Below are 14,006 nucleotides of genomic sequence, written 5' to 3' on the forward strand. Positions count from 1 at the left end.
CCGTACAGCGGTCGCCGGAACGCGGGCCCCCGGGGTTCGGGGATACTGGACAGGCAGACCCAGAGGAAAGGCCACCACACGTGACTGAGATCGAGATCGGGCGCGGCAAGCGCGGCCGCAGGGCGTACGCGTTCGACGACATCGCCATCGTCCCGAGCCGGCGTACCCGGGACCCGAAGGAGGTCTCGATCGCCTGGCAGATCGACGCGTACCGCTTCGAGCTCCCCTTCCTGGCCGCCCCCATGGACTCGGTCGTCTCCCCGCAGACCGCCATCCGCATCGGCGAGCTCGGCGGCCTCGGCGTGCTGAACCTCGAAGGCCTGTGGACCCGGTACGAGGACCCGCAGCCGCTGCTCGACGAGATCACGGAGCTGGACGAGGAGTCCGCGACCCGCCGTCTCCAGGAGATCTACTCCGCGCCGATCCAGGCGGACCTGATCCGGCAGCGGATCAAGGAGGTGCGCGACTCGGGCGTCGTCACCGCCGCCGCGCTCTCCCCGCAGCGCACCGCCGAGTTCTCCAAGGCCGTCGTCGACGCCGGTGTGGACATCTTCGTGATCCGCGGCACGACCGTGTCGGCGGAGCACGTCTCCGGCGCCGCCGAGCCGCTGAACCTGAAGCAGTTCATCTACGAGCTCGACGTCCCGGTCATCGTCGGCGGCTGCGCCACCTACACCGCGGCCCTGCACCTGATGCGCACCGGCGCGGCCGGTGTCCTCGTCGGCTTCGGCGGCGGCGCGGCGCACACCACGCGCAACGTGCTCGGCATCCAGGTCCCGATGGCCACCGCCGTCGCGGACGTGGCCGCGGCGCGCCGCGACTACATGGACGAGTCCGGCGGCCGCTACGTGCACGTCATCGCCGACGGCGGCGTGGGCTGGTCCGGCGACATCCCCAAGGCCGTCGCCTGCGGCGCCGACGCCGTGATGATGGGCTCCCCGCTGGCCCGTGCCACCGACGCGCCCGGCAAGGGCAACCACTGGGGCATGGAGGCCGTCCACGAGGACGTGCCGCGCGGCAAGAAGGTCGACCTGGGCACGGTCGGCACCACCGAGGAGATCCTCACCGGCCCGTCGCACACCCCGGACGGCTCGATGAACATCTTCGGCGCGCTGCGCCGCTCGATGGCGACCACCGGCTACAGCGAGCTCAAGGAGTTCCAGCGGGTCGAGGTCACCGTCGCGGACTCGCAGCACAGCCGCTGACGATCGCGCAACGCGTTGGGCCCGGCACCCCGGAAACGGGGTGCCGGGCCCTTCGGCGTTACGGGGCGGGCCGGCTCAGGCGGAGGCCTTGCGGGTCGTCTGGAACGCGACGTAGGCGCCGATCAGGAAGAACACGACCGAGATCGGGTCGAAGTTGTCCAGGTAGGACTGGTGGGTCTCGGCGATCCGGCTGGTGAGGCCCTCGGTCACCGAGATCGGCGGAAAGCCCTTGTGGATGAGGACGGCCTCGCACAGCACGTAGCCGGCGTACACGCCGACGAGCGTCAGCAGGGCGCTGACGGCCGGGAGGATCGGGTTGCGGCCGCCGAGGCGGGAGGCGACGAGGCCGACGAGGAGGCCGACGCCGGCCGCCAGGTAGCCGATCTGGTACTCGATCGCGCCCATGATGCCGCCGTAGGCGCAGCCCGAGGCCAGCGCGGTGAGCGCGGCGGCCCCGACGGCCAGGGCCACGTTGCCGCTGCGGGCGGGGGCGGGTGCGGGGGCCGGGGTGTAGGAGTCGGGCGCGGGCGGCTGGACGGACTGCTGGCTCATGCGGGTGATCCCCCCTGGGATGCGGATTGCACGTGTGTCCAGGGGACATAAGTGCGAGATAAGTGGACGCAGGCTAGCAGTCGTCCATGCCGTCCGCAGAGGGGATTCCCGAGGTGAAAAACGCCTTCTAGAGGCGGTGCGCCGCGCCGACGGGGCTGGCGCCGCGGGTGTCGAGGAGCAACTGGGCCTTCACCGCGAGGCCTTGGAGGTCGTACGTGCGGTGGTGCTGGAGCAGGATCGTCAGATCGGCGTTGGCGGCGGCCTCGTAGAGCGACTCGGCGCGCGGGACGGGCTGGTCCCGGACCCGCCACCCGGCGATGTACGGGTCGTGGTAGCTGATCATGGCCCCGAGGTCGAGGAGGCGGCTGGCGATCTCGCGGGCCGGGGAGCCCTCCTGGTCGGCGAGGTCGGGCTTGTACGTGACCCCGAGCAGCAGGACCCGGGCGCCGCGGGCGGATTTTCCGTGCTCGTTCAGCAGAGTGGCCGAGCGCTGGATGACGTACTGGGGCATCCGGTTGTTGATCTCCTGCGCCAGGCCGACCATGCGCAGGGGGTGGCCGGGGGTGCGCGTGGTGTGGGGGAGGTAGTTGGGGTCCAGGGGGATGCCGTGGCCGCCGACGCCGGGGCCGGGGCGGAAGGCCTGGAACCCGTACGGCTTGGTCTCGGCGCAGCGGATGACGTCCCAGAGGTCGACGCCGAGGTCGTGGCAGAGGACCGCCATCTCGTTCATGAGGGCGATGTTGACGTGCCGGTAGTTGGTTTCGAGGAGCTGTACGGTCTCGGCCTCGCGCAGCCCGCGGGCCCGGACCACCTTCTCGGTGAGGCGGGCGTAGAAGGCGTGCGCCGACTCGGTGCAGGCGGGGGTGAGGCCGCCGATCACCTTGGGGGTGTTGGCGATGCCGTGGGTGCGGTTGCCGGGGTCGAGGCGGCTGGGGGAGTAGGCGAGGTGGAAGTCGCGGCCGGCGCGCAGCCCGGAGCCCTCTTCGAGGATCGGGCGCAAGTAGTCCTCGGTGACGCCCGGGTGGACGGCGGATTCGAGGATGACGGTGGTGTGCGGGCGCAGCCGGGCGGCGAGGGTGCGGCCGGCCTCGCCCACGGCGGTCAGGTCGAGCGCGCGGTCGGCCCCGAGCTGGGTGGGGGCGCAGATGACGGCGGTGCGGACCCGGCCGAGTTCGGCGGGGTTGGTGGTGACCCGGAAGCCGGCCGCCGACATGCGGCGGATCTCGGCGGCGGTGAGGGTGCTGTCCGTGGCCGGACCGCTGTCGTAGCCGACGGTCTCGATTCTGGCGGCGACGGCCGCCTGGGCGAGGGGGAGGCCGAGGTGGCCGAGGCCGATGACGGCGAGATCTGCGGGCATGGGGGGCCGTCCCTTCCCTTCCCTGACATGCATGAGGGGGCGGTGCGCGCAAGTCCTGTGGACCGGGGGAGCAGGCTGGAGCTGGCGCAATGTCAGACTAGGCGTATATATGACAGAAATGTCGCATTACGGGGCGGTGGTCACGCTTGTGTTGTCCACAGGCGGTGGCCGATGTGGGTGCGGGCGGTCAGAATCATGAAACGGGGGATGTGAGCGGGATCACCAACGGGAGGCAGTCGTGAGGACAGCGGCACTGGGACCGGTCCAGCGCGCCGAGGCGCTCGCCCGGATGGCCGAGCGGGAACTGGACGTGCTGGTGGTGGGCGCGGGCGTGGTGGGAGCCGGAACCGCGCTGGACGCCGTCACCAGAGGACTCTCGACCGGGCTGGTCGAGGCGCGGGACTGGGCGTCGGGCACCTCCAGCCGGTCCAGCAAGCTGATCCACGGCGGGCTGCGGTACCTGGAGATGCTCGACTTCGCCCTCGTGCGGGAGGCGCTCAAGGAGCGCGGCCTGCTGCTGGGGCGGCTGGCGCCGCACCTGGTGAAGCCGGTGCCGTTCCTGTACCCGCTCCAGCACAAGGGGTGGGAGCGGCTCTACGCGGGCTCGGGCGTCGCGCTGTACGACGCCATGTCGGTCTCCAGCGGGCACGGGCGCGGACTGCCCGTGCACCGGCACCTCTCGCGCAAGCGGGCGCTGCGGGTCGCGCCGGCGCTGCGCAAGGACGCGCTGGTGGGGGCCCTGCAGTACTACGACGCCCAGATGGACGACGCGCGGTACGTCACCACGCTGGTGCGGACGGCCTCGGCGTACGGGGCGCACTGCGCCAACCGGGCGAGGGTGGTCGGGTTCCTGCGCGAGGGCGAGCGGGTGGTCGGCGCGCGGGTGCGGGACGTGGAGGGCGGCGGAGAGTACGAGATCCGCGCGAAGCAGATCGTGAACGCCACGGGGGTGTGGACGGACGACACCCAGGCGCTGATCGGGGAGCGCGGACAGTTCCACGTCCGGGCGTCCAAGGGCATCCACCTGGTCGTGCCGAAGGACCGGATCCATTCGAGCACCGGGCTGATCCTGCGGACCGAGAAGTCGGTGCTGTTCGTGATCCCGTGGGGGCGGCACTGGATCGTGGGCACCACGGACACCGACTGGGACCTCGACAAGGCGCACCCGGCGGCGTCCAGCGCGGACATCGACTACCTGCTGGAGCACGTGAACTCGGTGCTGGCGGTGCCGCTGACGCGGGACGACGTCCAGGGCGTGTACGCGGGCCTGCGGCCGTTGCTGGCCGGCGAGTCGGACGCGACGAGCAAGCTCTCGCGGGAGCACACGGTGGCGCACCCGGTGCCGGGGCTGGTGGTGGTGGCGGGCGGCAAGTACACGACGTACCGGGTCATGGCGAAGGATGCGGTGGACGCGGCGGTGCACGGGCTGGCCCAGCGGGTGGCGGACTGCGTGACGGAGGACGTGCCGCTGGTGGGCGCGGAGGGGTACCGGGCCCTGTGGAACGGCCGCGCGCGGATGGCGGCGCGGACGGGGATTCACGTGGCGCGGGTGGAACACCTGTTGAACCGGTACGGGTCGATGGTGGAGGAGCTGCTGGACCTGATCGCGGAGGATCCCGGGCTCGCGGAGCCGCTCGGCGGGGCGGAGGACTACCTGCGGGCGGAGGTGGCGTACGCCGCCTCGCACGAGGGTGCGCGGCACCTGGACGACGTGCTGACGCGGCGGACGCGGATCTCGATCGAGACGTTCGACCGGGGGACGCGGTCGGCGCGTGAGGCGGCGGAGTTGATGGCTCCGGTTCTGGGGTGGGACAAGCAGCAGATCGAGAGGGAAGTGGAACACTACGAGAAGCGGGTGCAGGCGGAGCGGGAATCGCAGCGCCAGCCGGACGACCAGACGGCGGACGCGGCGCGGCTGGGGGCGCCCGACATCGTTCCGTTGTAACTCCGGGATCTGGAACGGGGAACCGCAGACCCGGGGCTTCCGTCCGTTGCGGAGTGAGGAACAATGAGGGTTCTGCCGGGGCGGGTTCTGCCGGGGTTGGTCACCTGACACCCCGGCCGCCGGGGCTGCCTGGGCAGCCTGAGCAGGCGGCACGATCGCAGAGGGGACGCATGTCGAAGCCGGAGCACACCGAGTCGCCGGAGCCGTCTGTCGGGGCCGGTTCGCCTGCGGCGAAGCCGGGCGCGTCTCCGCGACCCCCCAAGCCGACGGGGTCCACCGGGTCCACCGGGCCTGCGGGGCCGGACCTGCGCAAGGCCGCGCCCGCGGAGCCGGAGGACGCCAAGCCCGCGGCGGCGGGGCCGGGCAAGGCCGCGCCCGCGGCGGCGAAGTCGGCCGCTGCGGCGGACGCGTCCGCGGAGCCGGAGGACGCCAAGCCCGCGGCTGCGAAGACCGGGTCTGGCAAGTCCGCTTCGGCGGCGGGCACGGGCGGCGGTTCGGCGAAGCCGGGTAGCGCCAAGCCGACGGCCGCCGGCCCGAGCCTGGGCAAGGGCGCGCCCGCCGAGCCGGAGGACGCGAAGCCCGCGCCTTCCGGCCTGAATCCGGGCAAGGCCGCGCCCGCCGAGCCCGAGGACGCGAAGCCCGCGGCGGCGAAGGCCGGGGCCGGCAAGCCTGGTTCCGCTGCGTCCTCGGACGCCAAGCCCGCGGCCAAGGGGCCCAATCCGGGCAAGGCGGTGGCCGGGAGTGGCGGGGGGAACCCCGTGGCGGAGAAGGCCGACGCGGTGGCCGCCGAGGTCAAGGCGCGGGCCGAGGCGGCGAAGGCCGCCGGGAACGGGCAGGACAAGGGCCGGCTGCTCGCGGGCCGGTACCGGCTCGGGGCCGTGCTCGGCAAGGGCGGCATGGGCACCGTCTGGCGTGCCGAGGACGAGACCCTCGGCCGGACGGTCGCCGTCAAGGAACTCCGCTTCAGCACCGGGGTCGACGAGGACGAGAAGCGTCGCCTCATCACCCGTACCCTCCGCGAGGCCAAGGCCATCGCGCGCATCCGCAGCGGCGGCGCCGTCACCGTCTACGACGTCGTGGACGAGGACGGCCGCCCGTGGATCGTCATGGAGCTCATCGAAGGCCCCTCGCTCGCCGAATTCATCCGCGAGCGCGGCACGCTGACGCCCCGCCGCGCCGCCGAGGTCGGCCTCGCGGTGCTCGACGTACTCCGCGCCGCGCACGGCCAGGGCATCCTGCACCGCGATGTGAAGCCCTCCAACGTGCTCATCGCCGGCAACGGCCGCGTCGTCCTGACCGACTTCGGCATCGCGCAGGTCGAGGGTGACCCCTCCGTCACCTCCACCGGCATGCTCGTCGGCGCGCCCTCCTACATCTCCCCCGAGCGCGCCCGCGGCCAGCGGCCCGGTCCGCCCGCCGACATGTGGTCGCTCGGCGGTCTGCTGTACGCGGCCGTCGAGGGCGTGCCCCCGTACGACAAGGGGTCCGCGCTCGCCACCCTCACCGCCGTGATGACCGAGCCGGTGGACCCGCCCAAGAACGCCGGTCCGCTGACCGAGGTCATCTACGGCCTGCTGGCCAAGGACCCGGCACGGCGCCTCGACGACGAGCGCGCCCGGGCGATGCTCAACGCGGTCGTCAACGCGCCCGACGAGCCCGAGCCCGCGCCCGAGCCGGTTCCTTCCCCGGAGGAGACCCGCCAGATCTCGCTCGTCGAGGCCAAGCAGGCCGCCGAGAAGATCGCCGGGGCCAAGGCTGCCGAGAAGGCGGAGAAGGCCGAGAAGAAGGAGCGCGAACGCCGCGAGCGCGAGCAGCGCGAACGCGCCCGCGCGGCCTTGAAGGCGGCCCGCAAGGCGGCGGCCGTCCCGGCCGCCTCGGCGGCCGAACCGCCGGCGCCCCGGCCCACCGCCCCGGTCGCCGCGTCGCTCACCGACGTCATGCCGCGCCGCACCATCGCGCTCGCGATAGCCGGCCTGGTCGTCGTACTGGCCGTCATCGGCTCGCTGCTCGTCTACGCGTTCAGCGGCGACGACTCGGAAGGCCGCAAGAACGAGGGCAAGGGCGGCGCGACCCCGAGCGCCTCCGGCAAGGCCTCCCCGGGCGGGGCGGACGGCAGCGCCAAGGGCGGCGGTGACGCCAAGGGCGGCGGGGAGCCCGGCACGGGCCAGTCGCCCAGCGCCCAGCAGAGCAGCCAGGGGCAGGGCCAGGGTCAGGTCCAGGGCCAGAGCGAAGGCCAGGGCCAGGGCCAGGGACAGAGTCAGGGGCAGGGGGCCTCGCCCGGAACGCCGGGCGGAGCGCTGCCGGCCGGGTACACCACGGTGACGGACCCCCGGTTCCACTTCAGCATGGCGATGCCCGAGGGCTTCCACCAGACCGACACGGCGGGTGAGAACTCCGGCGCGATATACAGCCGCGACGGAGGATTCCCCCGCATACAGGTCGACTTCAACGCCCGCCCGCTCGACGACGCGCGCGCCGCGTGGGCCTCGCTGGCCCCCGCCGTGGCCGGCAGCAGCAAGAACTACAAGGTGATCCGGATCGACTCGGTGAAGTACCGGGACTACCCGACCGTCGCCGACTGGGAGTTCGAGCGCGACCAGAAGGGCATCCGGGTCCGGGTGCTCAACCGCGGTTTCAAGGCGGACTCCAAGCACGGCTACGCCATCATGATCAGCTGCGCCGCCGACGAGTGGGACGGCGAGGAGTGCACGCGGATGCGCGAGACGGCGTTCGAGACGTTCCAGATCCTGGGTTGACGCGGATCCCCCGACCGGGGCGGGCCTTGTCAGCCCCGGGACGCGGGCGGCCCCGGCGACGTATCGTGTCCGAGGGGCCATGGGGAGCCCCGCCGCACTCGGGGGAGGCGATGTGGAGGACTACGCGGGCCGGATCCTCGCCGACCGCTACCGTCTGCCGCTGCCGCCGTCGGACGAGTACGAGCTGATCGAGACCCGGGCCTTCGACACGCGCAGCGGCCAGGAAGTCCTCGTACGGCAGGTGCCGTTGCCGGAGGTCGTGGACGCGGAGCTGCTGGACGGCCGGGGCGCCGGTCCGGCCGTGGCCGGGCGGGGGCCGGTGGGGGAACTCCCGGCGGTGCGGCGGGCGATCGCGGCCGCGCAGGCGGCGGCGTCGGTGCCCGACCATCCGCGCCTGGACCAGGTCTTCGACGTGTTCGCGGAGGGCGGGTCGCTGTGGATAGTGAGCGAACTGGTCCCCGCGAGGCCGCTGGCCGCGCTGATCGCCGACGAACCGCTGAACCCGTACCGGGCGGCGGAGGTCGCGGCCGATGTGCTGACCGCGCTGCGGGTGTTGCACGCGCACGGCTGGACGCACCGGAACATCACGGTGCGGACCGTGTTGATATGCGATGACGGTCGCGTCGTCCTGACGGGCCTGGCGGCGGGCGCCGCCGAGGAAGCCCTGTGCGGCTACGACCCGGTCCCGCCACCGGACGGCTCCACCACCGACCCGGAATCGGACTCCCGCTGGGGCGCCCCCGCCCCCGCCGCCCCAGCCGCCGACCCGTCCTGGGGCACACCGCCCCCCGGCCTTCCCGTCAGGTCCGCCGCACCCGCACACCCCGCCGACGACCCCGGTACGGGCGCGCCCGGCGGTGAGGGCGGCTCGGATTCCGCTGGCGGGGCGGCCGGCTACGCGCCGCTCGTCGCGCCCGGGTACGACACCGGGCCGCGGTACTCCGACCACATCACCCCCGGGCGGCCTCCGGAGCAGTCCGATGCGAAGGCCGCCGCGCGGGCCGGGGCCATCGCCGCCTACCGGGCCGGGGCGCAGGCCGCCGCCGCGCGCAAGGCGGAGGCGCGGCCCGAGGGGTCGAACCTGCCCGAGGGGTACGCGTACCCCTACGGCGGCCCGGAAGCGAACGCGGCCGCGCCCTGGCCGGGGGTCACCCGGCGCGACCAGCCGCTCCCCGAGCAGGAGCAGGAGCAGGAGCAAGAGCAGGAGCAGGAGCAGGAGCCGGAAGCGCCCACCCGGCCCGCGCTGCCCGCGCAGCTCGCCCTCCCGCAGGGCTACCGCCAGGCCGAGACCGCCGAACAGCCGCGTGCGGACGCCCCCGAAGACGACTGGGCCGGCCCCCGTGCCGGGGCCGGGGCGTACCCCGCCGGGGCCGCAGTGGCGCCGGGGCGGGGCTACGGCGGGGACGGCGGGCCGCGGAGCGGGCTTGACGCCGAGCGGGCCCGGCAGACGCGGATGGCGGTCGTCGGGGCCGTTACCGAGCGGTGGGCGCCCGAGCAGGCGCGGTCCGTGCAGGGGCCCTGGCAGCTGGCCGCGCCCGTCGGGCCCGCCACCGACCTGTGGGCGCTCGGCGCGCTGCTGTACCGCGCCGTCCAGGGGCACGCCCCGTACCCCGAGGACAGCGCCGCCGAGCTGGTCGAGATGCTCTGCGCCGAGGCCCCCGCGTTCGCCGAGGAGTGCGGCCCGCTGCGCCCCGTCGTGGAGTCGCTGCTGCGTCAGGACCCCACCGAGCGCCCCGACTTCGAGGAGCTGCGCGGCTGGCTGCGCTCGCTCGTACGGTCCGCCCCCGAGCCGGACGGGGGTTTCGGCGCGCTCCCGATGCCGGAACCCGACCCCGCGAAGCTGCCCGTCGTACGCAGGCGCGGCGACCTCCACGGGCGCCACCGCAACCCCGCCGCGCCCCGCAGGTCCCGCTCCCTCGGGCGGATCCTGCTCGTCGGCGTCCTGGCCCTGCTCGCCGCGGCGGTGGCGTACGCGATGGTGTTCATGCCCCGCTCCGGCGAGACCGGGCAGTCGCCGCAGAACGCGGGCAAGCCCGTCCCCCAGCAGTCCCAGCCCCGGTCCCCCGAACCCACGAAGCCGCAGCCCCAGCCCCAGCAGAGCAGCGGCGCGCCGCAGTCCAAGCCCGCCCAGCAGACCGCCCCGGAGGGGTACACGATCCAGCAGGACCCCGAGCACTTCGAGATCGCCACGCCCAACGGCTGGGAGCGCCACGGCATCAACGAGGCCGGCCAGGTGCGGTACACCGAGGGCGCGTTCACGCTGATCGTCGTCCCCGGCCGGGACAAGGTGCAGGGCAATCCGGACCCGGCGACGTACCAGAAGGACAAGGAGCCGGAGTTGAACGCGTACCGCAACTCCACCTGGACGACGAGCGGCGACGTCAAGTCCACCACGGTCGGCCAGCAGCTCCGCGTCACGGGCCGCTACACCTGGCACGACGCCAACGGCCGGAGCGTGTTCGCCCGCAACTTCGTCGTTGCCCTCGGCAACGGCTACCACGTCGTCATGGTCACGGGCCCGGAGGACGAACAGGACAAGGTGACCGAGGTCTTCGAGAAGGCCACGGGGAGTTACAAGTCGGGCGGGTGAACGGGTCCTGACGGGCGATCAAGTACGGCAATTGCGTCACAGTGCGGTCTCACCGCCCCCGTGCGGTTCCGGCTTCACCCGCGGGATCCGTAATCTGGCCGCAAGTGCAAAGGGTGGCGGGGATTCGTGGAACAGCAGACAGGCGCGGGTGCGGTGCTCGCGGGCCGGTACCGGCTCGTCGAGCCCATCGGCAGTGGCGGCATGGGCAAGGTGTGGCGCGCGCACGACGAGCTGCTGCACAGGACCGTCGCCGTCAAGGAACTGACGGCGGGCCTGTACGTCGCCCAGGCCGATCGGGACGTGCTGCACGCCCGGACGCAGAAGGAGGCCCGGGCCGCGGCCCGGATCCAGCACCCCGCGGTGGTCACCGTCCACGACGTGCTGGAACACGACGACCGGCCGTGGATCGTCATGGAGTACATCGACGGCCCCTCCCTCGCCGAGGCCGCCAAGGCGGCCGGCCGGATCGAGCCCCGCGAGGCGGCCCGGATCGGGCTGCACGTGCTGGGCGCGCTGCGCGCCGCGCACGCGGTCGGCGTGCTGCACCGGGACGTGAAGCCGGGCAACGTGCTGCTGGCCAAGGACGGCCGGGTGCTGCTCACGGACTTCGGGATCGCCGCGATCGAGGGCGACTCCTCCATCACGCGCACCGGTGAGATCGTCGGCTCCATCGACTACCTGGCCCCGGAGCGGGTCACCGGCGGGTCCCCCGACCCGTCCTCGGACCTGTGGTCGCTGGGCGCCACCCTCTACACGGCCGTGGAGGCCCGCTCGCCGTTCCGCCGTACGTCGCCCATCTCCAGCCTGCAGGCGGTGGTCAACGAGGAGCCGCCGCCCCTGAAGCAGTCGGGGGCGCTGGGGCCGATCATCACCGCCCTGCTGCGCAAGGACCCGGCGCAGCGCCCCTCGGCCGCGGAGACCGAGCGGATGCTGATCGAGGCGATGGAGGGGCGCGCGTCGAAGGCGGCGCACGCGTACGTGCCCACGGGCCCGGTGAGCGCGGAGGATCTGGCGACGATCCAGCCGGCCCCGCACCCGGCGGAGTCCCGGCCGTTCGCGCAGCCCGGCGTGACCAAGGCCCTGCCCGAACAGCCCGCGCCCGCGTCGGCGCCGCCCGCGACCCCGCCGCCCGGCCCGGTACCGCCCGGCTCGGTGCCCCCCGGCTCGGTACCGCCGGGCACCGCGGCCCCCGGCACCGCGGCCCCCGGCTCCACGCCGTCCGGTTCCGCGCGGCCCGGCCGGGTCAGGCGCGCCGCGCTCGTCGCGCTGGTGGCGGCGCTGCTCGGCGGCGGCGGTGTCTTCGGCGTCCTCAAATTCACCGACGACTCCGGCGAGGGCGCCACCGGCGGCACCGGCAAGGACGGCTCCGACAAGAACGCGAGCGCCCCCGACCGCACGCAGGGCGAGACCACCCCGCCGACGGGGTGGAAGAAGGTCACCGACCGCGCCGGTTTCACCCTCTTCGTCCCGGACGGCTGGACGCGCCAGGTGAACGGCGACCAGATCGACTACACGCCGGACAACGGAAAGCACTTCATCCGGATCGCCTCCGACTCCACCCCGGACTACGTGAACCCGTACGCGCACCTGGTCGACCTGGAGAAGCAGGTGAAGAAGCGGACGGACTACACGAAGCAGCGGCTGAACCAGAACACCTTCCGGGACAGCACCCGGGCCGCGCTGTGGGACTTCACCTGGACCGAGAAGCAGAACCACCCCGGACCGCGCCGGGCCATCGAGCAGATGTACATCGCCCCGGACGACACCGAGTACGCGATCTACATGTCGAGCCCCGTCGCCGACTGGGAAACGACCCGCCAGCAGTTCGACATCGTGCTCAGCGGCTGGGAGCCGCCCGCCGCGAAGCCCTGATCCCGTCATCCTGCCAGCGTTCACTGGCGGAAAAGGCAAAATCCGGTTACCCACGGGTACCCAAAGCCCGCCGGGCGGAATACGCTCACCGCCATGACGGACTCGCAGGCCCCCGCCGCCCCCGACCGCGCCGTACCGGAGCCCACCAACCCGGTCGCCCCCGCCCCGGCAGGGGCCCGTACCGCCGCCGACGTGGTGACCCCCGCGCTGGTCGCCCGGCTGACCCGCGGGGTCACCGGCTCCGGGCGCACCGCCAACCACACCCCCTTCACCGGGGAGAAGCTGGCGGACCTGCCCGAGGCCACCCCCGAGGACGTGGCCGCGGCCTTCGAGAAGGCCCGCGCCGCCCAGCCCGGCTGGGCCGCCGTCCCCGTGCGCAAGCGGGCCGCCGTCCTGCTCCGCTTCCACGACCTGGTGCTGTCCCGGCAGGCCGAGGTCCTCGACCTCATCCAGCTGGAGACCGGCAAGGCCCGGCTGCACGCCCACGAAGAGGTCCAGGCCGTCGCCGTCGCCGCCCGCCACTACGGCCGCAAGGCCCCCGGCTACCTGCGCCCCAAGGGCCACACGGGCGCCATCCCGACCCTGACCAAGGTCACCGAGCTGCGCCAGCCGCGCGGCGTCGTCGGGCAGATCGCCCCCTGGAACTACCCCCTCGAACTCTCCGTCGGCGACGCCCTGCCCGCCTTCGTCTCCGGCAACGCCGTCGTCATGAAGCCCGACACCGAGACCGCGCTCACCGCCCTGTGGGCCCGTGACCTGCTGATCGAGGCCGGGCTGCCCGCCGAGGTGTTCCAGGTCGTGCTCGGCGAGGGCCCGGTCGTCGGCCCCGAGGTGGTCCGCCACGCCGACTACGTCTCCTTCACCGGCTCCACCCGTACCGGCCGCGAGGTCGCCCAGGGCGCCGCCGCCCGCCTCGTCGGGGTCACCCTCGAACTCGGCGGCAAGAACGCCATGCTCGTGCTGCGCGACGCCGACATCGAGAAGGCCGCCGCGGGCGCCGTCCGCGCCTGCTTCTCCTCCGCCGGCCAGTTGTGCATCTCCATAGAGCGGCTCTACGTCCACGCCTCGATCGCCGACGAGTTCACCGCCCGCTTCGCCGCCCGGACCAGGGCCATGCGGCTGGGCGCCTCCCTCGCGTACGGCGCGGACATGGGCTCGCTCGTCGGCGAGCGCCAGCTGGAGACCGTACAGCGGCACGTGGACGAGGCCGTCGCCAAGGGCGCGACCCTCGTCGCGGGCGGCGTGGCCCGCCCCGACATCGGCCCGCTGTTCTACGAGCCCACCATCCTCGACGGCGTCGAGGCGCCCATGGCGGTGTGCGGCGAGGAGACCTTCGGCCCCGTCGTCTCCATCTACCGCTTCACCGACGAGGACGAGGTCATCGCGCAGGCCAACGCCACCGCGTACGGGCTCAACTCCAGCGTCTGGACCAAGGACGCCCGCCGCGGCCACGCCGTCGCCGCCCGGCTGCGCACCGGCACCGTCAACATCAACGAGGGCTACGCCCCCGCCTACGGCAGCGCCCAGGCGCCCATGGGCGGCATGAAGGACTCCGGCCTCGGCCGCCGGCACGGCTCCGAGGGCATCCTCAAGTACACCGAGGCCCAGACCGTCGCCCACCAGCGGCTGCTCCCGATGGCGCCCTCGCTCGGCATGGACGACGAGAAGTACGCGGCGTTCATGACCCGCAGCCTCAAGGTCATGAAGACGCTCCGATTCCGCTAGGCAC

8 protein-coding genes are annotated in these 14,006 nt (G+C 73.5%); 6 read left to right on the forward strand and 2 right to left on the reverse strand.

The features are described 5' to 3' along the window. The first annotated feature begins 80 nt into the window (after positions 1 to 80). The gene (locus tag OG982_RS18265; protein WP_266785469.1) at positions 81 to 1,205 is read left to right on the forward strand and encodes a GuaB3 family IMP dehydrogenase-related protein; all 1,125 of its coding nucleotides are present in this window, start codon (positions 81 to 83) and stop codon (positions 1,203 to 1,205) included. A 75-nt stretch (positions 1,206 to 1,280) separates the two neighbouring features. On the opposite strand, the gene OG982_RS18270 is transcribed toward OG982_RS18265, so the two are convergent. Continuing rightward, entirely contained in the window at positions 1,281 to 1,757 is a 477-nt protein-coding gene (locus OG982_RS18270; protein ID WP_266785467.1) for a hypothetical protein, read from the reverse strand. 127 nt (positions 1,758 to 1,884) lie between these two features. Beyond that, positions 1,885 to 3,114, reverse strand: a complete 1,230-nt coding sequence (locus tag OG982_RS18275; protein WP_266785465.1) for a nucleotide sugar dehydrogenase — start codon at positions 3,112 to 3,114, stop codon at positions 1,885 to 1,887. 238 nt (positions 3,115 to 3,352) lie between these two features. On the opposite strand from OG982_RS18275, the gene OG982_RS18280 reads away from it, so the two are divergent. From OG982_RS18280 to OG982_RS18300, 5 genes are all read left to right on the forward strand, one after another. Beyond that, complete coding sequence (locus OG982_RS18280; RefSeq protein WP_266785463.1) at positions 3,353 to 5,059, forward strand: glycerol-3-phosphate dehydrogenase/oxidase; 1,707 nt, start codon at positions 3,353 to 3,355, stop codon at positions 5,057 to 5,059. A 170-nt stretch (positions 5,060 to 5,229) separates the two neighbouring features. Then, the gene (locus OG982_RS18285; RefSeq protein WP_266948883.1) at positions 5,230 to 7,815 is read left to right on the forward strand and encodes a serine/threonine protein kinase; all 2,586 of its coding nucleotides are present in this window, start codon (positions 5,230 to 5,232) and stop codon (positions 7,813 to 7,815) included. Positions 7,816 to 7,927: 112 nt separating this feature from the next. Then, positions 7,928 to 10,405 (forward strand): serine/threonine protein kinase, encoded by a 2,478-nt coding sequence (locus OG982_RS18290; RefSeq protein ID WP_266948884.1) that lies wholly within the window; start codon positions 7,928 to 7,930, stop codon positions 10,403 to 10,405. Positions 10,406 to 10,531: 126 nt separating this feature from the next. Further along, the gene (locus OG982_RS18295; RefSeq protein WP_266948885.1) at positions 10,532 to 12,277 is read left to right on the forward strand and encodes a serine/threonine-protein kinase; all 1,746 of its coding nucleotides are present in this window, start codon (positions 10,532 to 10,534) and stop codon (positions 12,275 to 12,277) included. Between the two features lie 93 nt (positions 12,278 to 12,370). Then, positions 12,371 to 14,002, forward strand: a complete 1,632-nt coding sequence (locus OG982_RS18300; RefSeq protein WP_266785455.1) for a succinic semialdehyde dehydrogenase — start codon at positions 12,371 to 12,373, stop codon at positions 14,000 to 14,002. The last annotated feature ends 4 nt before the right edge of the window (positions 14,003 to 14,006 follow it).

This window comes from Streptomyces sp. NBC_01551, from assembly GCF_026339935.1.
Lineage (GTDB): Bacteria > Actinomycetota > Actinomycetes > Streptomycetales > Streptomycetaceae > Streptomyces.

Coding starts and splice junctions, on each gene's coding strand:
- OG982_RS18285 (WP_266948883.1), top strand. CDS start 5,230: ATGTCGAAGCCGGAGCACACCGAGTCGCCGGAGCCGTCTGTCGGGGCC.
- OG982_RS18300 (WP_266785455.1), top strand. CDS start 12,371: ATGACGGACTCGCAGGCCCCCGCCGCCCCCGACCGCGCCGTACCGGAG.
- OG982_RS18270 (WP_266785467.1), bottom strand. CDS start 1,757: ATGAGCCAGCAGTCCGTCCAGCCGCCCGCGCCCGACTCCTACACCCCG.
- OG982_RS18275 (WP_266785465.1), bottom strand. CDS start 3,114: ATGCCCGCAGATCTCGCCGTCATCGGCCTCGGCCACCTCGGCCTCCCC.